Source organism: Promicromonospora aerolata, from assembly GCF_042682255.1.
In the GTDB taxonomy this organism is placed as follows: domain Bacteria; phylum Actinomycetota; class Actinomycetes; order Actinomycetales; family Cellulomonadaceae; genus Promicromonospora; species Promicromonospora aerolata.
Genome location: NZ_JBHUHF010000001.1, coordinates 2591846 through 2616547 on the forward strand (window position 1 = coordinate 2591846; position 24702 = coordinate 2616547).

General features: G+C 71.2%; 18 protein-coding genes and 1 tRNA gene. 11 read left to right on the plus strand and 8 right to left on the minus strand.

The features are described 5' to 3' along the window. Positions 1 to 175: 175 nt before the first annotated feature. Complete coding sequence (locus ACFSL2_RS11675; RefSeq protein WP_377198018.1) at positions 176 to 1837, plus strand: PHP domain-containing protein; 1662 nt, start codon at positions 176 to 178, stop codon at positions 1835 to 1837. Positions 1838 to 1847: 10 nt separating this feature from the next. On the opposite strand, the gene lysA is transcribed toward ACFSL2_RS11675, so the two are convergent. Together lysA and argS are read right to left on the minus strand one after the other, a co-directional pair. Then, complete coding sequence (gene lysA, locus ACFSL2_RS11680; protein WP_377198019.1) at positions 1848 to 3209, minus strand: diaminopimelate decarboxylase; 1362 nt, start codon at positions 3207 to 3209, stop codon at positions 1848 to 1850. Then, positions 3206 to 4867, minus strand: coding sequence for an arginine--tRNA ligase (gene argS / locus ACFSL2_RS11685; protein WP_377198020.1), 1662 nt, complete (start codon positions 4865 to 4867; stop codon positions 3206 to 3208). The genes lysA and argS overlap by 4 nt, the downstream gene beginning before the upstream one ends. 178 nt (positions 4868 to 5045) lie before the next feature. Between argS and ACFSL2_RS11690 the strand changes: the two genes are divergently transcribed. After that, a tRNA-Arg gene (locus ACFSL2_RS11690) sits at positions 5046 to 5118 on the plus strand. Between the two features lie 233 nt (positions 5119 to 5351). Next, positions 5352 to 6086 (plus strand): hypothetical protein, encoded by a 735-nt coding sequence (locus tag ACFSL2_RS11695; protein WP_377198021.1) that lies wholly within the window; start codon positions 5352 to 5354, stop codon positions 6084 to 6086. Positions 6087 to 6248: 162 nt separating this feature from the next. Here ACFSL2_RS11695 and ACFSL2_RS11700 read toward each other — a convergent pair whose 3' ends face one another. Both ACFSL2_RS11700 and ACFSL2_RS11705 read right to left on the minus strand, forming a co-directional pair. After that, a complete protein-coding gene (locus ACFSL2_RS11700; RefSeq protein ID WP_377198022.1) occupies positions 6249 to 8573 on the minus strand; it encodes an arylsulfatase in 2325 nt (774 codons plus the stop codon). A 4-nt stretch (positions 8574 to 8577) separates the two neighbouring features. After that, positions 8578 to 9249: a TetR/AcrR family transcriptional regulator gene (locus ACFSL2_RS11705; protein WP_377198023.1), complete on the minus strand. Its 672-nt coding sequence runs from the start codon at positions 9247 to 9249 to the stop codon at positions 8578 to 8580. 80 nt (positions 9250 to 9329) lie between these two features. On the opposite strand from ACFSL2_RS11705, the gene ACFSL2_RS11710 reads away from it, so the two are divergent. The 3 genes from ACFSL2_RS11710 to ACFSL2_RS11720 all read left to right on the plus strand — a co-directional run bounded on the left by ACFSL2_RS11710 (position 9330) and on the right by ACFSL2_RS11720 (position 11679). Further along, positions 9330 to 9887, plus strand: a complete 558-nt coding sequence (locus ACFSL2_RS11710) for an STM3941 family protein (protein WP_377198024.1) — start codon at positions 9330 to 9332, stop codon at positions 9885 to 9887. Positions 9888 to 9929: 42 nt separating this feature from the next. Beyond that, the gene (locus ACFSL2_RS11715) at positions 9930 to 10916 is read left to right on the plus strand and encodes a GNAT family N-acetyltransferase (RefSeq protein ID WP_377198025.1); all 987 of its coding nucleotides are present in this window, start codon (positions 9930 to 9932) and stop codon (positions 10914 to 10916) included. A gap of 97 nt (positions 10917 to 11013) precedes the next feature. After that, entirely contained in the window at positions 11014 to 11679 is a 666-nt protein-coding gene (locus ACFSL2_RS11720; protein ID WP_377198026.1) for a CYTH domain-containing protein, read from the plus strand. 36 nt (positions 11680 to 11715) lie between these two features. Here the strand turns inward: ACFSL2_RS11720 and ACFSL2_RS11725 are convergent, their stop codons facing one another. The 3 genes from ACFSL2_RS11725 to ACFSL2_RS11735 form a co-directional block, all read right to left on the minus strand. Further along, positions 11716 to 12558: a M15 family metallopeptidase gene (locus ACFSL2_RS11725; RefSeq protein WP_377198027.1), complete on the minus strand. Its 843-nt coding sequence runs from the start codon at positions 12556 to 12558 to the stop codon at positions 11716 to 11718. 184 nt (positions 12559 to 12742) lie between these two features. Further along, positions 12743 to 13789, minus strand: a complete 1047-nt coding sequence (locus ACFSL2_RS11730; RefSeq protein WP_377198028.1) for a hemolysin family protein — start codon at positions 13787 to 13789, stop codon at positions 12743 to 12745. Continuing rightward, the gene (locus ACFSL2_RS11735) at positions 13786 to 15252 is read right to left on the minus strand and encodes a hemolysin family protein (protein WP_377198029.1); all 1467 of its coding nucleotides are present in this window, start codon (positions 15250 to 15252) and stop codon (positions 13786 to 13788) included. Before ACFSL2_RS11735 ends, ACFSL2_RS11730 begins: the two co-directional genes overlap by 4 nt. Positions 15253 to 15560: 308 nt before the next feature. Here ACFSL2_RS11735 and ACFSL2_RS11740 point away from each other — a divergent pair, with 308 nt between their 5' ends. The 3 genes from ACFSL2_RS11740 (at position 15561) to ACFSL2_RS11750 (ending at position 21654) form a co-directional block, all read left to right on the plus strand. After that, on the plus strand, positions 15561 to 16244 hold the full coding sequence (locus tag ACFSL2_RS11740; protein ID WP_116673914.1) for a response regulator transcription factor: 684 nt from the start codon (positions 15561 to 15563) through the stop codon (positions 16242 to 16244). Positions 16245 to 16257: 13 nt separating this feature from the next. Then, a complete protein-coding gene (locus ACFSL2_RS11745; RefSeq protein ID WP_377198030.1) occupies positions 16258 to 17424 on the plus strand; it encodes a sensor histidine kinase in 1167 nt (388 codons plus the stop codon). Positions 17425 to 17799: 375 nt separating this feature from the next. After that, positions 17800 to 21654, plus strand: coding sequence for a multifunctional oxoglutarate decarboxylase/oxoglutarate dehydrogenase thiamine pyrophosphate-binding subunit/dihydrolipoyllysine-residue succinyltransferase subunit (locus ACFSL2_RS11750; RefSeq protein WP_377198031.1), 3855 nt, complete (start codon positions 17800 to 17802; stop codon positions 21652 to 21654). Between the two features lie 130 nt (positions 21655 to 21784). Here the strand turns inward: ACFSL2_RS11750 and ACFSL2_RS11755 are convergent, their stop codons facing one another. Then, positions 21785 to 22780 (minus strand): aldo/keto reductase, encoded by a 996-nt coding sequence (locus ACFSL2_RS11755; RefSeq protein WP_377198032.1) that lies wholly within the window; start codon positions 22778 to 22780, stop codon positions 21785 to 21787. Between the two features lie 181 nt (positions 22781 to 22961). On the opposite strand from ACFSL2_RS11755, the gene ACFSL2_RS11760 reads away from it, so the two are divergent. Then, positions 22962 to 23879 (plus strand): aldose 1-epimerase family protein, encoded by a 918-nt coding sequence (locus ACFSL2_RS11760; protein ID WP_377198033.1) that lies wholly within the window; start codon positions 22962 to 22964, stop codon positions 23877 to 23879. A gap of 152 nt (positions 23880 to 24031) precedes the next feature. Further along, on the plus strand, positions 24032 to 24625 hold the full coding sequence (locus tag ACFSL2_RS11765) for a GDSL-type esterase/lipase family protein (RefSeq protein WP_377200815.1): 594 nt from the start codon (positions 24032 to 24034) through the stop codon (positions 24623 to 24625). Positions 24626 to 24702: the final 77 nt, after the last annotated feature.

Consider the following 24702-nt stretch of genomic DNA (forward strand, 5'->3'; position numbering starts at 1 on the left):
CCGTTCGATTCGCCTCCTGGGGCGCTCATCGACCCGGGGCGTCGATGGGCTGGCCCGGCGAGCAGGAGCCGAGATCCGACGGCCGACCGACAGGTGCCAGACACCCCAGATTCACGCGTGCGCCGTCAAGCAGCGCGACCCTGTGGCGTCACCACGCTCTGCCGCAGGAGGAACCATGTCCTACCCGTTCCGTGCCACTGATCTGCCCACCTGGGCCGATCCGTCCGTGCCGGCCTCGTCCCTGGACCCCCAGGGTGCCTCGCGCCGCACGTTCCTGCGCCTCGGCATGGCGGGCGGGCTGGCGCTCGCCACCGGTGCGCACGCCGCGACCGCCGCCGCCTCCGGCCGCCCCGGAGACCCGCAGCTCGCGTGGCTCGTCGGCGACCACCATGTGCACACCCGCTACAGCCACGACGCCAAGTACGACTTCGACCAGCTCGCCGCCAAGGGCGCGGAGCTCGGCCTGGACTGGATGGTCTTCACCGAGCACAGCAACCACGGGCACCGCGACAAGGGAGCCGCTGCCGAGCACGCGGAGATCATGGCCGCGCGGGCACGCAACCCGCGCCAGCTGATCTTCCAGGGTCTGGAGTGGTACATCCCCGCCGCCGAGCACGGCACCGTGTTCGCCGCGCCCGGCCCGTACGAGGTCGAGCTGCTGCGCGAGTTCGAGCGCCGGTGGGACGCCAAGCTCAACGGCTGGGACGCCGACCTGCCCGAGAACGAGCAGCGCGCGGTGCAGGCACTGCGGTGGCTCGCCGCCCAGAGGTCGAACGGCTACGTCGACGACCTCCTCGTGCTGGCCAACCACCCGTCCCGGCTCGGCATCGACTCACCGCACGAGCTCCGGGCATGGCGCGACGCCGCGCGCGGCGTCGTCATCGGCATGGAGGGCGCACCGGGCGCCCAGGGCGATGCCGATCCCGCCTGGGTGGCCTACCGCGGCAGCACGGGGGCCCAGCGGGGCGAGTACAACAACGCGCCCCGGCCCGACTCCTTCGCCGGCTACCCGATCGAGTCGTACCGGACCTTCGGCGGCTTCGACTGGATGACCGCCACCGTCGGGGGCATGTGGGACGCGATGCTGGCCGAGGGCACGCTGTTCTCGATCACGTCCAACTCCGACAACCACCGCACCATCTGGGACACCTGGCGCGACGGCGACATGCCACCCGGGCAGAACTTCGACTCCCTGGGCTGGAAGCCGTCCCCCGTCGACACCGGGACGCCGCAGCCGGGAAGCGACTTCTGGCCGGGTGAGTTCAGCCGCACTCACGTGGGCGTGACCCGGCACGGCTATCTCGACGTCATGGACGGCCTGCGCCGCGGCCGGGCCTGGGTGGACCACGGGCACCTCGTGGACGCGCTCGACGTCCGCCTCGTCGGCGACCGCGGTGGTCGTGGCAACGGCACGACGCTCGGCGGGCGGCTCACCGTGGAGCGCGGGACCTCGGTCGAGCTGGTGGTCAAGGTGCGCAGCGCCCACCGGCCCAACCCGCACGGGGTGCTCCCGCGGCTCGCCCACCTCGACGTGATCCGGGGCACCGTCACCGGGCCCTCGACGAACCGGGACAGCTGGCGGGCGCCCGAGACGCGCGTGGTCGAGCAGATCGACACGAGCACCAGGTCCGGCACCTACCAGCTGCGCATCCCGCTCGGCCGCATCACGGAGTCCTGCTACATCCGCCTGCGTGGCAGCGACGGCAACCGCCACGGCGCCGGGTTCCTCGGCGCGTCGATCGACCCCGCCGGCCCGCTGCAGCACGCCGACAACGACGGCGACCCGTGGGCGGACACCTGGCTCTACACCAACCCGATCTACGTCGACGTGCGGTAGCCGGCCGGCATCAGCCCAGGTCGAGCCCCAGCAGGTCGTCCTCGGTCTCGCGGCGCACCAGCACGCGCGAGCCGCCGTCGGACACGGCGACGACGGGCGGTCGCGGCAGCATGTTGTAGTTCGACGCCATGGACCGCCCGTAGGCGCCCGTCGCGGCGACCGCGAGCAGGTCGCCCGCCCGCACGTCGGCGGGGAGCCGGACCTCGTGCACCACGATGTCGCCCGACTCGCAGTGCTTGCCCACCACACGGGCCAGCACCGGCTCGGCCGTGGACGACCGGCTCACGACGTCCGCGTGATACGCCGCCCCGTACAGGGCCGGGCGGATGTTGTCGCTCATGCCGCCGTCGACGGACACGTAGGTCCGCGTGAAGTCCGCGCCGTCGTCGTCCGAGACGGTGACCGGCTTGACCGTGCCGACGGTGTAGAGCGTGAGGCCCGCAGGGCCGACGATCGCGCGGCCGGGCTCGATGGAGAACCGCGGCAGGCTCGTGCCCAGGTCCTGGCACACACCGGCGACGGACTGCGCGATGTCCTTGGCCACCCGTTCCGGGTCGAGCGCGACCTCGCCGGGCAGGTAGGCGATGCCGTAGCCACCACCGAGGTCGACCTCGTCGACCAGCACGCCCGACCGTTCGGCCAGGTCGGCCCGCAGGCGCAGCACCACGCGAGCAGCGGCCTCGAAACCGTCGGGGTCGAGGATTTGCGAGCCGATGTGCGAGTGGATACCGAGCAGCTTCAGCTCGGGATGCTTCAGCACCGCCAGCAGGGCGTTCATCGCGGGGCTCTCGGAGCCCCCCGCCGGGTTCACCGAGAGACCGAACTTCTGGTCCTCGTGGGCGGTCGCGATGTACTCGTGCCCGCCCGCGTGCACGCCCGTGGTCACGCGGACCATCACCGGTGCGACGACCCCGCGCTCCGCGGCGAGGTGGGCGACGCGCTCGATCTCGACAAGCGAGTCCACGATGATGCGGCCCACGCCCGCGTCGAGCGCCCGCAGGATCTCGGCGTCGGACTTGTTGTTGCCGTGCAGGCCGATCTCCGCGCCCGGTACCTCCGCACGGAGCGCGACGGCGAGCTCGCCGCCCGACGCCGTGTCGACCCGCAGCCCCTCCTCGCGCGCCCAGCGCGCGACGGCCACGGTGAGCAGCGCCTTGCCGGCGTAGTACACGTCCACACCGGCCCCGACCGCGCCGAACGCCGTCTCGAACGCCGTGCGGTACGCGTGGGCCCGCAGCCGGAAGTCGGCCTCGTCCAGCACGTACGCGGGCGTTCCGTGCTCGGCGGCCAGGTCGCGGACGTCGACGCCCGCGACCGCCAGCGCGCCGTCCGGCAGCCGCCCGACGCCGGTCGACCAGGGTGCGCCCGTCACATCCGCTCCGGAGCGCTCACGCCCAGCAGGTCCAGGCCGTTGGCGAGCACCGTGCGCACGGCGTCGTTCAGCCACAGACGTGCCCGGTGGGCGTCCGTGACCTCCTCGTCCTGGTACGGGGTGACGCGCAGCTTCTCGTCGTCGTTGTACCAGGAGTGGAAGTCGCCGGCGAGCGCCTCGAGATAGCGGGCCACCCGGTGCGGCTCGCGCAGCTCGGCGGCCTGCGCCACGATCCGCGGGAACTCGGTGAGCCGTCCGATCAGCGCCGTCTCCGAGGCGTGCGACAGCTGCGCCGGATCGAACCCGTCCACGCGGCGCACGCCGCGCTCGACGGCCTTGGTCCCGATCTGGACCGTACGGCTGTGCGCGTACTGCACGTAGAACACGGGGTTGTCGTTGGACTGCTTGATCATGTCCTCGCCCTGCAGCTCCAGCGGCGAGTCCGCGGGGTAGCGGGCCAGGGAGTAGCGCACGGCGTCCTTGCCGATCCAGTCGACCAGGTCGCGCAGCTCGATGATGTTGCCGGCCCGCTTGGACAGCTTGGCACCGCCGACGTTGACGAGCTGCCCGATCAGCACCTCGATGTTCGACTCCGGGTCGTCCCCCGCGCAGGCCGCGATGGCCTTGAGCCGGTTGACGTACCCGTGGTGGTCGGCGCCGAGCAGGTAGATCTTGCCCGGGAACCCGCGGTCCTTCTTGGACAGGTAGTACGCGGCGTCGGCGGCGAAGTACGTGGGCTCGCCGTTCGCCCGGATCATCACGCGGTCCTTGTCGTCCGTGAAGTCCGTGGTGCGCAGCCAGACCGCGCCCTCCTTGTCGAACACGTGCCCCTGCTCGCGCAGGCGGGACACCGCCTTCTCGACGGCACCCGAGTCGTGCAGGTCACGCTCCGAGAACCAGACGTCGAAGTGGACGTCGAAGTTCGCCAGCACCTCGCGGATCTCGGCGAGCTGGTGCTCGTAGCCCGACTCGCGGGCGACGGTGATGGCTTCCGCACGCGGCAGCTCCGGCAGGTCCGGGTGGTCCGCGAGCACCTTGGCCGCGAGCTCCTTGACGTATTCGCCGCGGTAGCCGCCCTCGGGCACCTCACCGCCCGTGGCGCGGGCCAGGATGGACTCGCCGAAGCGGTCCATCTGCGCGCCGGCGTCGTTGATGTAGTACTCGGCGGCCACCTTGGCCCCGGCCGCACGGAGGATGCGTCCGAGCGAGTCGCCCAGCGCCGCCCAGCGGGTGTGCCCGATGTGCAGCGGGCCTGTCGGGTTGGCGCTGATGTACTCCAGGTTGATCACCTGGCCGGCCAGGGCCTCGCCCCGGCCGTAGGTCGCACCCGTCTCCACGATCGTGCGGGCCAGCTCGCCGGCCGCCCCGACATCGAGGGTGATGTTGAGGAACCCGGGGCCGGCGACGCCGACCGACTTGATGCCCGGCGTCTCGCCCAGGCGTGCGGCCAGGTCCTCGGCCAGCGCGCGCGGCGTGGTGCCCGCCTTCTTCGCGAGCTGCAGGGCCACGTTCGTGGCCCAGTCTCCGTGCTCACGCTGCCGGGGTCGCTCCACGTGGACCGACGCCGGGAGGGCGTCGGCGGGCAGGGCGAGTGTGCCGTCGGCTACGGCCGCGGCGAGGGCAGCGCTCAGCGCTTCAGAGAGCTCAGTGGGTGTCACGGACCGATTCTATCGGCCGGGCCAAGTTCGCCGCCTCGCCTTTCCACAGGGGTGCCCGACGGCGGCCCACGTTCCCCCGTGCGGCTCGCTCGTCGATATCGATGCCCGCCCACCCGGCCAGTGCTGGTAGTCTGCTCCGTGCGTCGAGCGTGAACCTACGGGCCGTTCGGCACGCCACGCGCCTGTAGCTCAGTGGATAGAGCATCTGCCTCCGGAGCAGAAGGTCGGGGGTTCGAATCCCTTCAGGCGCACATTGCCCCTCACCAGGTATGACACCTGATGAGGGGCCTTTTTGCTGTCCCGGGCCAGGCGCTGTTCCCCACCAGTCTCCCCACCACAGGTCAACGTCCCGTACTGGTCGCCGCAGGCCGTGCGCGTGCTCCATGCTGTGTCGGTGAATGTGAGCGCATGGATGCAGGCTGCCCGGCCCGTTGATGGCGGATTGATCGTGCCTGGACGCCGTCGGGGCCGTGCGTGCGACATCATGCTCACCCCCGCAGGCATGCGGATCAGTGCCGACGAGGTCGTGGTGGACCTGCCCTACGAGCACTACGCGGCGCCCGATCTCGATCAGTGGGCGATCACCGGATGGGTCGCGACTCGTGGCGGTGCTCCGATCGGGATTGCGGTGCTAGGTGCCGGGCGCTACGCCGCTCCCATCGCTCAGCTGTACACGAGCCGCCGCACCTGGACGAGCATCGTCAGCCGCCTCGGCAACAGCCCCAAGGATGCGCCGCTCGATGCGGCCGGTGTCGTCAGCGGCCGGACCGACGCCGACCGCTCCGCCCTTGACGTGCTCTGCCGCGTCCTCGCTCGTCGACCCGACTGGCGCCCGCAGCTGGCGAACCCCACCCGGACCACCCAGTTCCTGCATGACATGGCGCTTCAGGACCACCGACCGATCACCCAGGCACATGGCGTCCGCAGACGAACCCTGGAGACCCTCACCGTGATGCGACGGCTCGGGTTCGTGCACCCCCTGCAGGGACGACCACTTCCCGACGAGAGCCGGCCAGAGGCCAGCGGTGTCGTGCAGGCCGTTGTGGACGGGCTCTCCGCCAACCGGTACGCGCTTCCGCCCGACGAAGCACACGCCCGCGCGCTGGTCCACCGCCACTACCTCGACGTCGTCCCCTGGCCATTCGCGGCCCTCCTCCCAGCCGATCGTGGTGAGAACGCCGCGGCACCCGGCACGGCTCGGCGTCGAACCGCAAGGTAGTCGTCCGTGCCGTGGCCGAACCGCACGCCACGTGTCGATCCGGGCCCTGAGCGACGTGTTTCGTGCGGCTCGGCGGGCGGGAGCACGATCATCGTGCGGCTCGGCGGCGGCCACACTGACTCTCGTGGGTCGCCGCCGCCCGCTACCGAGCGCTTACCAGCCTCAGTCGTCCGCCAGCTTCAGCGCCTGCCGCCGCCGCGTCTCGGCCTGCTCGCTCTCCGAGCCGAGAGTGAAGTGCACCCGTGAGACCTTCCCGCCGAACCGGTTGTCGATGGCCTCGTACGCGTCCGTGACGGGCGTGCCACGGTCGACCCCCACGTTGAACGTCTCGTCGAACGCGAAGTAGTACGCGGTCGTGCGGCCGATCCGCCCGGTGCCGACGGGCGCGCCGTCGACCAGGAGCCGCACCTCCGCCGGGCCGCCGGGCTCCTCGTCGGCACCCAGGTAGTCGAACTCGACGACCACCCGGTGGTCACCGGGCGCCAGCACGGTCTCGCCCTCGACGGTCGTGAGGTCCGCCCCGTAACAGTTGTAGGCGTAGCCGACACGGCCACCGGTGCAGTACAGGGACCAGCCGCCGAACCGGCCGCCCTGCGCGACGATCACGCCGTCGTCGGCGGCCGTGGCGCACGTGAGGTCCGCGGTGACGGTGTGGCTGCGGTTCTTGACGTTCGGCGCCGCCTCCTCCCCCAGCCGCGCCGTCGCCGGGCCGAACGTCATCTCCGTCCGGTCGCCGTGCAGGTCCAGCCGGCCGGCGATCTGCGGGTTCTCCCGCTCGGTCACCCGGTCGTCGAGCGGCAGCACCTGGTAGCGCTCGGCCTCGGACTGGAACAGCCGTTGCAGCTCGGCGAGCCGCTCGGGCTCGGCATCGGCGACGTCGTGGGCCTGGCTCGGGTCGACCCGCGTGTCGTACAGCTCCCACTTGTCGTCCTCGAACGGCCCGTGCCCGCCGACCATCTGCCACGGGATCCCGTGCTGGGCGACGGCCGTCCAGCCCTCGTGATAGATGCCGCGGTTGCCGACCATCTCGAAGTACTGGGTGCGACGGCGGTCTGCGGCCTCGGCGTCATCGAAGCTGTATCGCATGCTCACGCCCTCGATGGGCTGCTGCGGAACGCCGTTCACGGTCTCCGGCTCGGGCACCCGGGCCACGTCCAGCAGCGTGGGCAGGATGTCGATCAGGTGGTGCCACTGGGAGCGGATCTCGCCCTGGGCCTCGATCCCGTTCGGCCACGACACGACCATCCCGTCGCGGGTGCCGCCGTAGTGCGAGGCCACCTGCTTGGTCCACTGGTACGGGGTGTTCATCGCGAGCGCCCAGCCGACGGGGTAGATCCCGTAGCTGCGCGGTCCGCCCAGCTCGTCGAGGTGCTCGTCCATCCAGGCGACGTCGTCCGCGAAACCGTGCCCGACGAGGTGCTCGCGCATCGTGCCCTCGATGCCACCCTCACCCGTGGCGCCGTTGTCACCGAGGATGAGGACGACGACGGTGTCGTCGAGCACGCCGGTGTCGTCCAGCTCGTCGAGCAGCCGCCCGATCTGCGCGTCGGTGTGCTCGGCGAACCCGGCGTACGTCTCCATGAACCGCGCGCTGACCCGGCGCTCGCGTTCGTCGAGCTCGTCCCAGTGCGGCACGCCGTCGACCCACGGGGCGAGCTCGGTCTCGGGCGGGACGATGCCCAGGCGCTTCTGCTCGGCGAGGGTCTTCTCGCGCTGGACGTCCCAGCCGTCGTCGAACTGGCCCGCGTAGCGCTCGCGGTACTCCTCGGAGACGTGGAAGGGGCCGTGCGTGGCGCCGAAGGCGAGGTAGGTGAACGTCGGCTTGTCCGGCGTGACCTCGTGCTGGCGGCGGATCCACTCGGCTGCGCGGTCGACGAGGTCCTCGGAGAGGTGGTACCCGTCCTCCGGCCGCTGCTCGGGCTCGATCGGCGTGGTGTCGGTGTAGAGCTGCGGGTACCAGTGGTTCATCTCGGCGCCCATGAACCCGTAGAAGTGGTCGAACCCCTCGCCCGTGGGCCAGCGGTCGAACGGCCCGGAGGGGCTCACCTCGGCGGGCGGGGTCTGGTGCCACTTGCCGAACGCGGCGGTGCTGTACCCGTTGCCGGACAGCGTCTGCGCGATGGTCGCGGCGCTGGCCGGGCGGAACCCGCTGTACCCGGGCTGGCTGGTCGCCATCTCGGTGGTCACGCCCATGCCGACGGAGTGGTGGTTGCGGCCGGTCAGCAGCGCCTGCCGGCTCGGCGAGCACAGCGACGTGACGTGGAACTGGTTGTACCGCAGCCCCCGACCGGCGAGCCGCTCGGCGTTGGGCATGCGGCACGGCCCGCCGAAGGGGCTGGGCGCCCCGAATCCCATGTCGTCGACCAGGATCAGCAGGACGTGCGGGGCACCCGAGGGTGGGCGGACGGGCTGCACGGGGGTCCCCGGCGGCACCGCCCCGCTGGTCGGTGTCGGGATATCGATGGGCAGGCGCGTTCGGTCGATCATCTCCTCATGTGATCATGCTTCGGCTCGCCCCCCGGACCTCGCCCACTGCACCTCGCCCTCCGGACGGTCGGCCCTGGTCACCCGCCTCGACCCGGAACCCGACCGTGCGCAGCACACGCCAGAGATAGCCGGCGACCTCCTCGGCGGGCGTGTCGTCGGAGTAGTTGGTGAGGTGGACCGCCACGGCGCCCGTGAGCAGCGCCTGGATCATCTCGAGGTCGGCGTCCACGGCCAGCTGGCCATGCTTCTGGGCGCGGACCACCAGGTCGTGCACGCTCTGGTCGCGTGCGTCGACGCTCGCCTGGCGAAAGGCTGCCCACAGTCTCGGATGGTCGCGCGGCACCGACATCATGCGGCGCAGCAGCTTTCGCGCCCTGGGAACGCTGAGCCCGGCCGACCAGGTGGCGACGAGGTCGGCCGGTCCCGGCTGGTCGGGGACCCGGAAGGATGCGAGCACCGCGGCCTCGTTCGCCACGAGTGCCGCGATCACGAGGTCGTCACGCGCCGCGTACCGACGGTAGACGGTCGTGCGGGCGACGCCTGCACGCTTCGCCACCTGCTCGATGCTCACGCCGTCGACCCCCGACTCGGCGATCAGGTCGAGCGCCGCGTTGAGCACCGCATTGTCCGCTTCGGCGTTGCGCGGCCTGCCCGGTGCACGGCTGTGTTCGTTCACCCGAGAAACGATACGCGTCCGTCGCGTATCGAAACCGGTCCGGCTACCGGTTCGTCCTCAACTGCCACTACTGTCCCGGTATGCCCGACGAGTCCGTGGACTTCTATCCGTCCCGTGCGCACGTCCTCACGCTCACCCTGACCACGCTCGCCCTCGTGGTGCTGTGCGCGGTGGCCGCCCGCCTGGGCTTCGACGTCGCCCAGACCAGCGGCTCACCGGCCGCACTGGTCATCGTGTCGGTGAGTGCGATCGGGGTCCTGGTCTTCACCGGCCTGGGCCTCATCGTGGTGCGCCGCCTGCTGCTCCCCACCTGGCCCGTGCTCACGCTCGACGACGACGGCCTCACCGACTGGCTGCCCAACCTCGGCGTCGAGCAGGTGCTCTGGTCCGAGGTCACCGGCGTCCGCGAGATACGGCAGGGCTTCCGGCAGGTGCTTGCCGTCGACGTCGTCGATCCGGCGGCGGTGGTCGTCCGCCAGCGAACCGTGCTGCGGCGTGTGGTCGCCGCGGTCAACGCGCGCCTGGTCGGCACGCCCGTCGTGCTCAAGCCGGGGAGCATCAAGTGCTCGATGGCCGACCTCGAGGTGGCGTTCGAACATTTCACCCGGACGCAGCTCCTCGACGACCGCGAGCGGTGATCGACGATCGACGATCTTTCCGGACCGACGAGAGGACGCCAGATGCTGCATGAACCGTTCCGGCCCGACTACCCGATCGAGACGTCGCGGCTGACGCTGCGCCCCCATCGCCCGACGGACCTGGAGGACCTGCTCGCCTTCCACAGCGATCCCGAGGTGGTGCGCTTCCTGCCCTGGCCGGTCCGGGACCGGGCGGCGACGGAAGCCGCGCTCGCCCGGAAGCTCGACCAGGCGGTCCTGACCGAACCCGGCCAGTGGCTCGTGCTCGCGGTGGAGCTGCGCGAGACGGGGACGGTGATCGGCGAGGTCCTGCTCAAGTGGACAAGTGCCGAGCACCGGCAGGGCGAGCTGGGCTTCGCGTTCGGGCGCGCGTTCCACGGCAAGGGTTACGCGGCCGAGGCGGCCACGGCGATGCTGCGCCTCGGGTTCGAACAGCTCGACCTGCACCGCGTCGAGGCGACGTGCCTCGACGACAACCAGGCCTCGGCTCGCTTGCTCAGGCGTCTCGGCTTCACCCAGGAGGCGCGGTTCGTCGACAACGCCTGGTTCGAGGGCGCATGGGCCGGCAAGCTCGTCTTCGGTCTGACCGCGGAGCGGTGGCAGGCTCCGGTCGGCGACGGCGGACAGGACGAGATCCGGTCGATCGTCGAGGGCTTCTTCGCCGCCTTCACCTCGGGGCCCGGCGTCGAGGACCGCATGACGGCCCTGCGCGACATGATGCTGCCGGAGGCCGTCATCATCAGCAGCTCCGAGAACGGGCTCGCCGTCTACGACGTCGACACGTTCATCGCCCCACGGCAGAAGATGCTGACCGACGGCACGCTCGTCGACTTCCACGAGGAGGCACAGTCCGGACGCCTGGAGGTGTTCGGCGGCATCGCCCACTGGTTCGGGCGCTACTCGAAGGGCGGCGTGCTGGGCGGCGCACAGTTCGAGGGGGGCGGCATGAAGTCGATGCAGCTCGTGCGTACCGCCGCCGGCTGGCGGATCAGCGCTGCCGCCTGGGAGGACGACGCGCCGGGGAGCTGACGTCCAGCGCGCGGCCGGCAGGTTCGGCCGGCAGGAGGCGCGGCAGCCGGCTGGGTAAACTACCCGGATCAGCCGACGACAGGCACCTGGGGACCCCATGAGCGACGATCGCTTCGACGAACCCGGCCCGGCCGATCCCGACCGCGGCTATGCCGACTTCGAGTTCGAGCGCCGGTTCTTCGTGCGCGAGCTCCCCGCTGAGCTCCGGGACGCGCCGGCCCTCATCGTCCAGTCCTACTTCCTGGCCGACGACGGCTACGCCCTCCGGGTCCGCGTCCAGGCCGGCGACACCGACGTGGACCTCGCCGAGGACACCGATCCCGCGGAGATCCTCCGGGCGCACACGGCGGACATCGACTTCGCCGCCGTCACGGTGAAGGGGCCGGCGATCGGTGGCACCCGCTACGAGGCGGAACGTGAGCTGGACCCGAACATCGGTGTCGAGCTGGTCCGCCGGGGCGGGGCGCCCATCGTCAAGGTGCGCTACGCCGTGTGGCTCGGGGCAGACGGCTGGTCGATCGACGTGTTCGGTGGCGCCAACCACCCGCTCGTGGTGGCCGAGTGCGAACGCGCCGGCCCCGTCACCGGTCTCCAGATCCCGGACTTCTGCGTCACCGAGATCACCGACGACCGGCGGTTCTCGAACGAGTCGCTCGCCATGGAGCCCTACAGCGCGTGGGCGCCGTCGTTCACCGCCGAGCTCGCGGCCGACGGACCGGTGTTCCGCCAGGACTTCGGGCCGAACACCCACCTGCGCCTCTGACGGCTCGCGGGCCCGGCCCGCGCTCCGGCCGGGAAACTAGCCCCGCCACTCGCCCTTCTCGACGACGCCGGACACGAACTCCCAGTGCCAGGGCTCGTACTTGCTGCCGCCGAGCTGCGCCCACGAGGGGTTCTGCCAGCCGTAGGACGGCGCGTTGGCCCAGAGCCACGAGAAGACCTCGCTGTTCCCGGTCTCCTTGGAGCAGAGGTCGATCGCGAGGCCCCAGCCGTGCATCGAGGTACCCGGCGACGCGGCGTACCACCCACGGGAGGCCTTGAGCTCGTACTGGGTGTCCAGGTTGCGGTAGCTCGCCACGAGGCACATCTCCCGCCCGAAGGATGCGCGGAACGCCTCGTTGAGCGCACTGAGCGACAGCGCCGCGTCGGGCCGCAGGTACTCCCCCGGCTGCCACAGCTCGCACAGCGAGTGGTCCGCGAGCGCCCCGTTGGTCCCGTCGACGGGCGCGTCGACGTCGCACTCGGGCAGGGGGCTGCGGTCCAGCGATCGGCTGGCGGCCGACTCCGGCCGCGTGATCGCCTCGGCACGCACCACCGACCCGGAGGTCTCGGGGCGTTCCACCGGCTGCGTCACGAGGTCCAGCGTGCTGGGCCCGGTGTGGGGCGCCTCGACCTCGAACGGCGACTCACCGGTCTGGTTCGCGGCCTGGGTGAGCGGTGCCGCGATGGTCGCGGCGGCGAGCGTGCCGATGACCGTGGCCCGGGAGATGAAGCGCTGCCCGGCCGGTATCGACGACGTAGGCCGGGCGGGCCTCGGGACCGATCCGGTGACCAGCTGGTCGAACGACGTCGTCGCCCGCGTGGACCGGGTCCGCGTCGCGTGCGTGCGCTGCTCCGCCTCGCGCCGGGCCCGACGCGTCATGAGGGCAGGCTGCATGCTCGTCACAGCAGTGGACTCCACTGGTCCTCCGTCGTCATGTGTCCCGCGGCCCCTCGCGGTGTAGATGTCGGACGAGACACTAACCGGGGTCGGCCCACCTGCCAAGCCCCGCCCTGTGGAGGACGGGACCTGCACAGGACGCGCCCCGTACCTGGTCAACCCCTGCTCAACGCCGTTGCATGGCGTCCCGCACCTCGCCGACGAGCTCCTCGAGGATGTCCTCGAGGAAGACGACACCGAGCAGCTCGCCCCCGGTGCCCTCCACCCGCGCGAGGTGCGAGCCGGAGCGCTGCATCACCCGGAGCGCGTCCTCGACCTCGTCGTCCGGCGCGACGGCGGCCAGCGCGCGCACGCGCCAGACGGCCACCGGCTCGAACCGGGCCGGCCCCGTCGCGTACAGCACGTCCTTGAGGTGCAGGTACCCGACCAGCTCGTCGCCCTCCGCGCCGTGGGTCACCACGGGGAAGCGGCTGAAGCCGTGCTTCGACACCAGTCGCTCGACGTCGTCCGGCGTGCTGGTCTCGTCCACGGCCACCAGACCGTCGACCGGCACCATGACCTCGCTCGCGGTGCGGTTGGAGAACTCGATGGCCCCGGCCAGGAGGCCCTGCTCGTCACGCAGCACACCTTCGGCCTGGCTGTGCTCCACGATGGACTGGACCTCCTCGGCGGTGAAGGCCGAGGCGACCTCGTCCTTGGGCTCCACACCGGCCAGCCGCACCGCGTGGTTCGCGACCCAGTTCAGGCCGCCGATCACCGGGCGCAGCACCCGGGCGAGGAGCACCAGCGGCGGCCCGAACCACATGACCGCCTTGTCCGGGCCGGAGACGGCCAGGTTCTTCGGCACCATCTCGCCGAGCACCACGTGCAGGTAGACGACGAGCGAGAGCGCGATGACGAGCGCGATCGGGTGGGTGAGGCTGTCGCTCACCCCCATGCTGTGCAGCGGCCCCTCGAGCAGGTGGGCCAGTGCCGGCTCCGCGACGATGCCCAGGCCGGTGGAGCAGACGGTCACGCCCAGCTGCGCACAGGCCAGCATGAGCGACACGTGCTCCATCGCCCACAGGACGGTCACGGCCCGCCGGTCCCCGGCAGCGGCGAGCGGCTCGATGGCACTTCGCCGGGCCGAGATGACGGCGAACTCCGCGCCGACGAAGAACGCGTTGCCGGCGAGCAGGACGAGCCCGATCACCAGTGCGGTGGTGGTGTTCATCGGTTCGCGCCCTTCTCGCTGCGCGCCCGGTCGGCCCGGGGCCGGTCGTCGTCGGCCAGGACACCGCCCCCGTCGTCGTCGGGCAGGGGACGGACGCGTACCCGCTCGACGCGACGCCCGTCCATGGCTTCGACGCGCAGCGTCACCCGGGCGAGGGCGTGCCCCACGGTCACCTCGTCGCCGACGGCGGGCATGCGGCCCAGCTCGGCCATGACGAGGCCGCCGAGCGTCTCGTACGCGGCACCCTCCGGCACCTCGATGCCCGTGTACTCGTCGAGCTCGTCGGGACGCAGCACGCCCGGCACGATCCAGGAGCCGTCCGCCGCGCGGGCGGCGCCGGCGCGGCGGGGGTCGTGCTCGTCCGCGACGTCGCCCACGAGCTCCTCGACCACGTCCTCCAGCGTCACGACGCCGGAGGTGCCGCCGTACTCGTCGACGACCACGGCCATCTGCAGGCCGAACCCGCGCAGCTCCACGAGGAGGGGGCCCAGGCGCACCGTCTCGGGCACCCGGGGTGCGTCCACCATGAGGGCCGCCGCGGGCACCTCGGCCCGGCGGTCGTGCGGCACACCGACGGCCCGGCGCAGGTGGACGAGGCCGACGATGTCGTCCCGGTCCTCGCCGATCACCGGGAACCGCGAGTGCCCCGTGCGCCGGGCGAGCGCGACGACGTCGTCCGCCGTCGCGGCCCGGTCCACCACGGACATGCGCAGCCGGTCGGTCATGACGTCCCGGGCGCTGAGCGTGTCGAGCTCGATCGAGTTCGTCAGCAGGGTCGCGACGCCCTCCTCGAGCGTGCCCTCCTCGGCCGACCGGCGGACGAGGGAGGCGAGCTCGGTCGCCGACCGGGCTCCGGAGAGCTCCTCCCGCGGTTCCACGCCCATCCGGCGCAGCAACGCGTTGGCCGATCCGTTGAGCACCCCGATGAGCGGCTTGAACGTGATGGTGAACGCCCGTTGGACCGGCACCACCAGGCGCGCGGTGGCCAGGGGCGTCGAGAGCGCGAAGTTCTTGGGGATCAGCTCGCCGAACACCATGGAGAAGGCGTTCACCAGGATGATGGCGAGGACACCCGCGAGCGCCGCGGAGACGGCGGTGGGCACGGATGCGGCGCCGAAACCCGCCGAGATCAGGGAGTTCAGCGCCGGCTGGGCCGTGTAGCCCAGCAGGATCGTGGTCAGCGTGATGCCGACCTGGGCGGAGCTCAGCTCCGTGGAGAGGTGCCGCAGCGCGGTGCGTACGCTGCGGTCGCGCACGCCCTGGCCGAGGCCGGGCCGGGCAGCGGCGCCGGGAGCGGTGCGAGAGTCAGACCTGGTCCGGCCGGGTCTGTCTCCCTCCGAGTCGTCGGAGTCGCCGATCACGGCGGGGTCGATGGTGACGAGGGAGAACTCCCCCGCCACGAAAACAGCAGTTCCCGCTGTGAGGAGCACGCCGACGGCGACCATGATCCAGTCGCCGGTCATCTCGTGCTCCGGGGGGCACTGGGGGAGTCCGGTGTATGCCAGGGAATTCGGTCGGGATATCGCTCGGTCATCGTGCGTTAGATCGTAGCGGGAACGGCGCGCCCCTTGCTGCGGGAGCGCATCCGGGCACCGTGCCGAACGCGACGCGGAGCCGCTCTTGGTCCGACTCTCAGGCTGGCCTCAGTGTCTTATCAGGTAGGTGCAGGCATGATTGACCTATGTCATCTGGTATCCCCCAGCCGTCTGGGGCCCCGCAGCAGCCCGGTACGGCGTCGGCCGCAGCCTCGACCGGTCAGCAGAGCGCGACGGTGCTCGTAGTGGAGGACGAGCCCACGATCGCGACAGCAATCGCCCAGCGGCTGTCCGCCGAAGGCTGGCGGGTCGAGGTCGCACGCGACGGTTTGTCCGGCGTCGACGCGGCCTCCCGGCTACGCCCCGACCTCGTGGTGCTCGACGTGATGCTGCCCGGCATCGACGGGCTCGAGGTCACGCGGCGCATCCAGGCCGAGCACCCGACGCCGATCCTCATGCTCACCGCACGCGACGACGAGACCGACATGCTCGTCGGCCTCGGCGTCGGCGCGGACGACTACATGACCAAGCCGTTCTCGATGCGCGAGCTCGTCGCCCGGATCAAGGCGCTGCTGCGCCGGGTGGACCGTGCGGCGCAGGCCGCGGCCACCACTCCGGCCGACCCGCCCATGATGATGGGCGACGTCACCGTCGACCGGGCCCAGCGCCGCGTCTACCGCGGTGGCGAGGAGGTCCACCTCACCCCCACGGAGTTCGAGCTGCTCGTCATGCTCGCCGGCTCGCCCAAGACCGTGCTGACGCGCGAACGGCTGCTCGCCGAGGTCTGGGACTGGGCCGACGCCAGCGGCACGCGCACGGTGGACTCCCACATCAAGGCACTGCGCCGCAAGCTCGGCCCGGACCTCATCCGCACGGTGCACGGCGTGGGCTACGCGTTCGAGCCGCCCGCGAACCAGTAGCTCCGGGGTGCCGATGAGACCGCACGTGCCCCGCGTCCCCGACGTGCGGCCGCTCGATCCGCTGCGCTCCCTGAAGATCAAGCTCGGTGTGCTGGTCGCGGCCACCGTGACCGCCGCGGTGCTGATCACCTGGCTGGGCCTGCAGGCCTCGCTGGGTCCGAGCCGCACCTTTCCGCTGGCGATCATCCTGTCGCTGCTGGTCACGCAGGTCCTGGCCCGCGGCATGACGTCACCGCTGCGGGAGATCACCGAGGCCGTCCAGGCGATGGCCGACGGGGACTACACGCGGCGTGTGCGGGCGACGAGCAGCGACGAGGTGGGACAGCTCGCGCACGCGTTCAACCGGATGGCCGAGGACCTGGCGTCCGTGGAGCAGACGCGCCGAGACCTGATCGCCAACGTGTCCCACGAGCTGCGCACGCCCGTCGCCGCGCTCAAGGCGCAGCTGGAGAACATGGTCGACGGCGTCGTGGAGCCCACCCCGGGTGCGCTCGAGCAGGCGCACGCACAGACCGAACGCCTCACGCGGCTCGTCACCTACCTGCTGGACCTCTCGCGCATCGAGGCGGGTGCGTCCGCACTGAACGTCGGCACCATCGCCGTGGGCGACTTCCTCGAGGACTGCGCCGAGGACCTCTCGATGGTCGACGCCGCGAAGGACCTCCACTACGTCGTCGACGTCACGCCGGAGGACCTGTCCATCGAGGGCGACGCCGAACGCCTGCACCAGGTGGTCATCAACCTGCTGCAGAACGCGATCCGGCACTCTCCGCAGGGCGGTGTCGTGCGCCTGGACGCCTACCCGGTGGACGGCACGGAAGGCGCCGACGTCGTGCTCGAGGTCAGCGACGAGGGGCCCGGCATCGCGGCCGCGGACCGCGAGCGGATCTTCCAGCGCTTCGTGCGGGGCACCGGGTCGACGGCCGACCGCACCGGCGACGGCCGAGGGCGCGGCGGCAGCGCGAGCGACACCTTCCCCGGCGCGACGGGCGGCACCACCGGTGGCACCGTCGGGTCGAGCGGCGGCACCGGGATCGGGCTCGCGATCGTCCGCTGGGCGGTCGAGCTGCACGGCGGGTACGTGCAGGTGGTTGACTCCGACCGTGGCGCGACGATGCGGGTCACGCTCCCCGCGCGGGCGCACCCGGCACCGGGTGTCTCGACGACCCACACGGACTGAGCGTCCGTCGCACTGCTTGCACCGAACAGACCCGTGAGAACCGAGAAGCCTAGGGGCGCCGGCGGTCAGAACGTGAGACGGAGTCCCGTGATTTCTGTCACACGCGCCAAAGGTTGTCGGCCCGACAACAAAACCCCGTAACGCCACGTTGGCCACTTCCAGGCCCAACGTTGCCCGGGTTTTGCTCTGGGTGCGAGAAACATGACGAACCGACTTCTTTGGCGCGAGGACGCGCCACAGGGGCCGCGCCGCCACACCCACCGAGGGGCCTGGAGGGCCTACCCTTGGAGGGTCCGAAAACATTCGGGCTGCGCGCGCTGCGACCAAGGGTGGCGCGCTACGAACGCAACTGTGGTGAAGGTGGGCGATCCGCGCGTGTCCCCTAAGGCTGGTTCAGAGTCGATCAGCGTGGCGAGCTCGTCATTCGGAGCCAACGAATGGCTTGTGGACGAGCTCTACCAGCAGTACCTGAAGGACAAGAACGCGGTAGACCCCGCGTGGTGGGACTTCTTCGCCGACTACACCCCGGGCGAGAACGGCTCCACCAAGGACGGCACTGCCGAGGCTGCCCCCAAGGCCTCGTCCGACACGGCTCCGGCCGACAAGGCCTCGGCCGACACGGCTCCGGCCGACGCGGGCAAGGCCACGGCGACCCCGGCCGCCGCCCCGGCGGCACCCGCACCAGCGGCACCCACCCGGCAGACGGCCACACCCGTGACGGGTGGCACCGCCGCCTCGGAGGCCGTGCAGCCGGTACGTGAGAAGGTCCTGCCGGCCGACCCGACGGTCAACCCGGCCAACCCGATCGCCACCCCACCCACCACGCACTACGCGGACACGTTCGAGCGCCCGGTGGCGCACCCGGACGCCGTCGACGACATCCAGAAGCTGCGCGGCCCGGCCGCGCGGGTGGTCACGAACATGGAGGCCTCCCTCGAGGTCCCCACCGCCACCTCGGTGCGCGCCGTGCCCGCCAAGCTGATGGTCGACAACCGCATCGTCATCAACAACCACCTGAAGCGCGGACGCGGCGGCAAGATCTCGTTCACGCACCTCATCGGCTTCGCGCTGGTCGAGGCGCTGGCCGACATGCCCGTCATGAACGCCCACTACGAGCCGATCGACGGCAAGCCGGGCGTGAACCAGCCGGCGCACGTGGGCTTCGGTCTCGCGATCGACCTCGCCAAGCCGGACGGCTCGCGCCAGCTGCTCGTGCCGAGCATCAAGAAGGCCGAGGAGCTCGACTTCGCCGAGTTCTGGGCGGCCTACGAGGAGCTGGTGCGCAAGGCGCGCGGCGGCAAGCTCGGCGTGCCCGACTTCCAGGGCACCACGATCTCGCTGACCAACCCGGGCGGTATCGGCACCGTGCACTCGGTGCCGCGGCTCATGCAGGGTCAGGGCACCATCGTCGGCGTCGGCGCCATGGACTACCCGGCGGAGTTCGCCGGCGCGTCCGAGGAGCAGCTCGCCCGGATGGGCATCTCGAAGGTCATGACGATCACGTCGACCTACGACCACCGCATCATCCAGGGCGCCCAGTCCGGCGAGTTCCTCAAGATCATCTCGGAGAAGCTGCTCGGCCTGGACGGTTTCTACGACCGCGTCTTCGCGGCGCTGCGCGTCCCGTACGAGCCCGTCCGCTGGGTTCGTGACAACACGGTCGACGCCGACGTCGAGGCCGCCAAGCCGGCCAGGATCGCCGAGGTCATCCAGTCGTACCGCTCGCGCGGGCACCTCATGGCGGACACCGACCCGCTCGCCTACCGCCAGCGCAAGCACCCCGACCTGGACATCCAGAACCACGGCCTCACGCTCTGGGACCTGGACCGCACGTTCCCGACGGCGGGCTTCGGCCCCAAGCCGAAGGCGACGCTGCGCGACGTGCTCGGTCTGCTGCGCGACTCGTACTGCCGCACCATCGGCATCGAGTACATGCACATCGCCGACCCGGCCCAGCGCAAGTGGCTCCAAGAGCGCCTGGAGGCGGGCTACGCCAAGACGCCGCGGGAGGACCAGCTCCGCATCCTGCGCCGCCTGAACTCCGCCGAGGCGTTCGAGACGTTCCTGCAGACCAAGTTCGTCGGGCAGAAGCGCTTCTCGCTGGAGGGTGGCGAGTCCCTGATCCCGCTGCTCGACGCGATCCTGTCGCGCGCGGCGGAAGGCGGGCTCGACGAGGTCGGCATCGGCATGGCCCACCGCGGCCGCCTGAACGTGCTGGCGAACATCGCGGGCAAGAGCTACGGCCAGATCTTCAAGGAGTTCGAGGGTCAGCTCGACCCGAAGAGCGTCCAGGGCTCCGGCGACGTGAAGTACCACCTCGGCACCGAGGGCACCTTCACGTCGGAGTCGGGCGCCACCACGCGCGTCTACCTCGCGGCCAACCCGTCCCACCTCGAGGCCGTCGACCCGGTGCTCGAGGGCATCGTCCGCGCCAAGCAGGACCGCATCGACCTCGGTGGTGACGGTTTCTCCGTGCTGCCGATCCTGGTGCACGGCGACGCGGCGTTCGCGGGCCAGGGCGTGGTTCCCGAGGTGCTGAACCTGTCGCAGCTGCGCGGGTACCGCACGGGCGGCACCATCCACGTGGTCGTGAACAACCAGGTGGGCTTCACCACGGGCCCCACAGCGTCCCGCTCGACCATGTACGCGACCGACGTCGCCAAGGGCTACCAGGTCCCGGTGCTGCACGTGAACGGTGACGACCCCGAGGCCGTCGTGCGGACCGCGGAGCTCGCCTTCGCGTTCCGCGAGCAGTTCGGCCAGGACGTCATCATCGACCTCATCTGCTACCGCCGTCGCGGGCACAACGAGGGCGACGACCCGTCGATGACGCAGCCGCTCATGTACAACCTCATCGACTCCAAGCGCTCGGTGCGCAAGCTCTACACCGAGAACCTGGTCGCCCGTGGTGACATCACCGTCGAGGAGGCAGAGGGCGCGCTGCAGGACTACCAGTCCCAGCTCGAGCGGGTCTTCACCGAGACCAAGTCCGGCTTCACGCCCGCCCCGCAGACGGAGCAGATCGCCGGCCTGGAGCGTCCGGAGTCCCAGCGCGAGGACGCCGGCACGATGGTCGGCTGGCAGACGGCGATCTCGCCGGAGATGCTGCAGCGCGTCGGCGACGTGCACACCACGCCGCCGGAGGGCTTCTCGATCCACACGAAGCTCGCCCAGATGCTCGAGAAGCGTCGCCTCATGGCGCAGGAGGGCGCGATCGACTGGGGCTTCGGCGAGCTCGTGGCCTTCGGCTCGCTGCTGGCGGAGGGCACGCCCGTCCGCCTCGCCGGCCAGGACTCGCGTCGCGGCACGTTCGTCCAGCGGCACGCGGTGCTCCACGACCGGGAGACCGGCGCGGAGTGGACGCCCCTGCTGTACCTGTCGGGCGAGCAGGCCAAGTTCTGGATCTACGACTCCTCGCTGTCGGAGTACGCCGCCCTCGGCTTCGAGTACGGCTACTCGGTGGAGCGCCCGGACGCCCTGGTGCTCTGGGAGGCCCAGTTCGGCGACTTCGTCAACGGCGCCCAGACGGTGATCGACGAGTTCATCTCGTCCGCCGAGCAGAAGTGGGGACAGTCGTCCTCGGTCGTCATGCTGCTGCCCCACGGGTACGAGGGCCAGGGCCCGGACCACTCGTCGGCTCGCATCGAGCGGTTCCTGCAGCTGTGCGCCGAGGACAACATCACGGTCGCGCAGCCGTCCACGCCGGCGTCGTACTTCCACCTGCTGCGCCGCCAGGCGTACGCCCGTCCGCGCCGCCCGATGGTGGTGTTCACGCCGAAGCAGCTGCTCCGGCTCAAGGCGGCGGCGTCCTCGGTCGAGGACTTCACCTCCGGCACCTTCCAGGAGGTCATCACCGACCCGACGGCGGTCCCCGAGAAGGTCGACCGGGTGCTGCTGTGCACGGGGCGGGTGTACTACGACCTCCTCGCCGAGCGCACCAAGCGCGGTGACGAGGGCGTGGCCATCGTGCGCCTCGAGCAGCTCTACCCGTTCCCCGAGGCGCAGGTCCGCGCGGAGATCGCCAAGTACGGCGACGCCGAGGTGGTCTGGGTCCAGGACGAGCCGCAGAACCAGGGTGCGTGGGGCTTCATCCACCTGGCTCTGCCGATGGACGTGCCCTACGTCAAGGTGGTCTCGCGCCCGGCGTCGGCATCGACGGCCGCCGGTACCGCGAAGCTGCACGCCGCCCAGCAGCAGACGCTGCTGGAGGAGGCCTTCACGCGCGGCTGACGTGCGCTGACGACGAAGGGCGGGTGTCCGAGCCGGACACCCGCCCTTCGTCGTCCCCGATCCGCGCCGTGACGCACGAAGGGGTGAGCCGGTCGTACCGGCTCACCCCTGACGCGCTACCCGCGGCAGCTCACCACTTGTCGTGGACGTGCTCCTTGATCAGCTCTTCGTAGATCTCCCGCACGCCGGACATGAACAGCGGGCCGAGCGTCGCCGCGTCGCCCGCCGCCGCGTTCGCCCGGGCCTGGTCGACGTTGCGGGCGCCCGGGATCACCGAGGAGACCCCCGGTCGCTGCCACGCCCAGGCGATCGCTGCCTGGGCCGGGGTGAGGGAGTCACCGACGCGGTCCTTGGCCAGCTCGGTGAACCGCCCTGCGGCTTCGAGGCCCACCTCGTAGGGCACACCGGAGAACGTCTCGCCGACGTCGAACGCCGCGCCGTCGCGGTTGAAGCTGCGGTGGTCGTTCTCGGCGAACACCGTTTCCTTCGTGTACCGGCCCGACAGCAGGCCGGACGCCAGCGGGACCCGCGCGATGATGCCGACGCCGGCCGACGAGGCGGCGGGGAGCACCTCTTCGAGCGGCTTGAGCCGGAACGCGTTGAGGATGATCTGCACGGTCGCGACGTTGGGCCGGGCGATGGCCTCGAGGGCCTCCGACGTCTTCTCGACGCTCACGCCGTACGCCGCGATGGCGCCGTCGGACACGAGCTGGTCGAGCGCGTCGTAGACGGCGTCCGACGAGTAGACGGGCGTGGGCGGGCAGTGGAGCTGCACCAGGTCCAGCCGGTCGACGCCGAGGTTCCGGCGGGAGCGGTCGGTCCACTCGCGGAAGTGCTCCAGCACGTAGTTCTCCGGCACCTGGTCCATGCGCCGCCCCATCTTCGTGGCGACGGTGATCCCGGTGTCGGAGTGGTCCTTGAGGAAGGAACCGATCGCTTGCTCGCTGCGGCCGTCGCCATAGACGTCTGCCGTGTCGAAGAAGGTCACCCCGGCCTCGAGCGAGGCCTCGAGGACGGCGCGGGCGTCACCCTCGCTGACCTCTCCCCAGTCAGCACCGAGCTGCCAGGTGCCCAGGCCCACAGCCGATACGAGCCGACCGGTCCGTCCGAGTACCTGCTGTTCCATCGTTCCTCCTACTGCTGGGGCGGGCGACGTGCCCGCGCGGACCCGTCCTCAGATCCTGTTCGTAGCGGGGTCGTTTGCAGACGACACAACTCGACCCCCCAGTCTGCTGTCTCACGCTACGTGGCGCAGGCGAAATTTGCCCTACGGTTACGGTGTGAGTGTGACGACAGAAATTCCTCCCGTGGCTGAGGCCAGGCCGCATCCTTCCGGGGACCAGTTCCGGATCAGCCACCAGGGTCACCGCGCGACAGTCACCCAGGTGGGTGCGGCGCTGAGAGAGTACTCGGTGGACGGGCGTGACGTCGTGGTCCCGTTCGGCGCCGACGAGATCAGCCCGGTGTTCAACGCCGCCGTGCTCATCCCCTGGCCGAACCGGCTCCGGGACGGCTCCTACGAGTACGGGGGCGAGACCCACCAGCTCCCTGTGACCGAGCCCGCGCGCAACACCGCGCTGCACGGGCTCGCGGCGTGGGAACGCTGGTCGGTGATCGAGCACTCCGGTTCGGCCGTGGCGCTCGAGCTCGAGCTGGTCGCCCGGCCGGGCTATCCGTTCCAGCTGGTGGCGCAGATCCGCTACGCCCTGTCCGACGCCGGGCTCGAGGTCACGCTCGACGTCACCAACGTGGGGGCGAGCACGGCCCCCTACGGCTGCGGGTTCCACCCCTGGCTGTCCACGGGCGGTGCGAACCTGGACGAGTGCACGGTGCGGCTGGACGCAGGCACCCGCGTCACGACCGACGAGCGTCTGCTGCCCACCGGCACCGAGCCGGCGTCGGGCACCTATGACCTGCGCGAGCCGCGCAGCGCCGCCGGCCTGGACCTCGACGACGCGTACGTCGACGTCGTCCGCGACGCCGACGGCCTCTCCTGGGCGCACCTGACCGCTCCCGACGGCCGCACGTCCGCGGTCTGGATGGACGAGTCGCAGGACGTCTGGCAGGTCTGCACCGGGGACCACATCGCCCCTGGCCGACGCCGCATGGGTCTGGCCGCCGAGCCGATGACCTGCGTGGCCGACGCGTTCCGCACGCGGGAGCGGCTCGTGCACCTCGCCCCGGGCGAGCGGCACGGTGTCCGCTGGGGGCTCACACTGCTCTGACGACCCTGCACCGACGTCTCTGGTTCTGACGTCGGCGCACGGGCGTCGGCGCGTTGTCACCGATCGGCTACGGTCCGTGCACCACAATGGGGAACCGGCCGTCCGCCAGGCTGCCGGGAACAGGCAAGGAGAGTCCGTTGCAGGATCGCGAGGTGCGCATCTGCGTCGTCGGCGACGAGCTGGCCACGGGTGTCGGAGACGCTCGTGCGCTCGGCTGGACCGGTCGCGTCGTCGCGCGCACCCATTTCTCCCGGCCCGCCATGCTCTTCACCCTCGCCGTCCCGGGTGAGACCAGCACACAGCTCGGTGCGCGCTGGGAGGCGGAGACGGCAGCGCGGTTCGGCCCGGACTCGGAGATCGAGAACCGCCTGGTCGTAGCCCTGGGGCGGCACGACGTCGCGGCGGGGCTCACCGTCGCGCGCTCGCGTCTGAACCTGGCGAACATCCTCGACGTCGCGGACGCGAACCGGACCGCGGCGTTCGTGGTCGGTCCGCCGCCGGGAGCACCCGCCGAGGGCGACCGGATCGCCGAGCTGTCCGACGCCTTCGCCGACGTCGCCAGCCGGCGCCGGGTGCCGTACGTCGACACATACACGCCGCTGGCCCAGCACGAGCAGTGGCTGGCCGACCTCGCGCAGGGCGGCGGCGTCTACCCCGGCCAGGCCGGCTACGGGCTGATGGCGTGGCTCGTGCTGCACACGGGCTGGCACGCGTGGCTGGGCCTCCCCCAGGACGAGGTCGCCTGAGCCGGAGGTGCAGCGCAGGGTGCGGGCCGAGGAACGAGGCACGCGCCCGGAGCGGAACCGCAGGCTCAGGCGAGACA

Coding starts and splice junctions, on each gene's coding strand:
- ACFSL2_RS11675 (WP_377198018.1), top strand. CDS start 176: ATGTCCTACCCGTTCCGTGCCACTGATCTGCCCACCTGGGCCGATCCG.
- ACFSL2_RS11695 (WP_377198021.1), top strand. CDS start 5,352: ATGCTCACCCCCGCAGGCATGCGGATCAGTGCCGACGAGGTCGTGGTG.
- ACFSL2_RS11700 (WP_377198022.1), bottom strand. CDS start 8,573: ATGATCGACCGAACGCGCCTGCCCATCGATATCCCGACACCGACCAGC.
- ACFSL2_RS11710 (WP_377198024.1), top strand. CDS start 9,330: ATGCCCGACGAGTCCGTGGACTTCTATCCGTCCCGTGCGCACGTCCTC.
- ACFSL2_RS11715 (WP_377198025.1), top strand. CDS start 9,930: ATGCTGCATGAACCGTTCCGGCCCGACTACCCGATCGAGACGTCGCGG.
- ACFSL2_RS11720 (WP_377198026.1), top strand. CDS start 11,014: ATGAGCGACGATCGCTTCGACGAACCCGGCCCGGCCGATCCCGACCGC.
- ACFSL2_RS11725 (WP_377198027.1), bottom strand. CDS start 12,558: ATGACGCGTCGGGCCCGGCGCGAGGCGGAGCAGCGCACGCACGCGACG.
- ACFSL2_RS11730 (WP_377198028.1), bottom strand. CDS start 13,789: ATGAACACCACCACCGCACTGGTGATCGGGCTCGTCCTGCTCGCCGGC.
- ACFSL2_RS11735 (WP_377198029.1), bottom strand. CDS start 15,252: ATGACCGGCGACTGGATCATGGTCGCCGTCGGCGTGCTCCTCACAGCG.
- ACFSL2_RS11745 (WP_377198030.1), top strand. CDS start 16,258: ATGAGACCGCACGTGCCCCGCGTCCCCGACGTGCGGCCGCTCGATCCG.
- ACFSL2_RS11755 (WP_377198032.1), bottom strand. CDS start 22,780: ATGGAACAGCAGGTACTCGGACGGACCGGTCGGCTCGTATCGGCTGTG.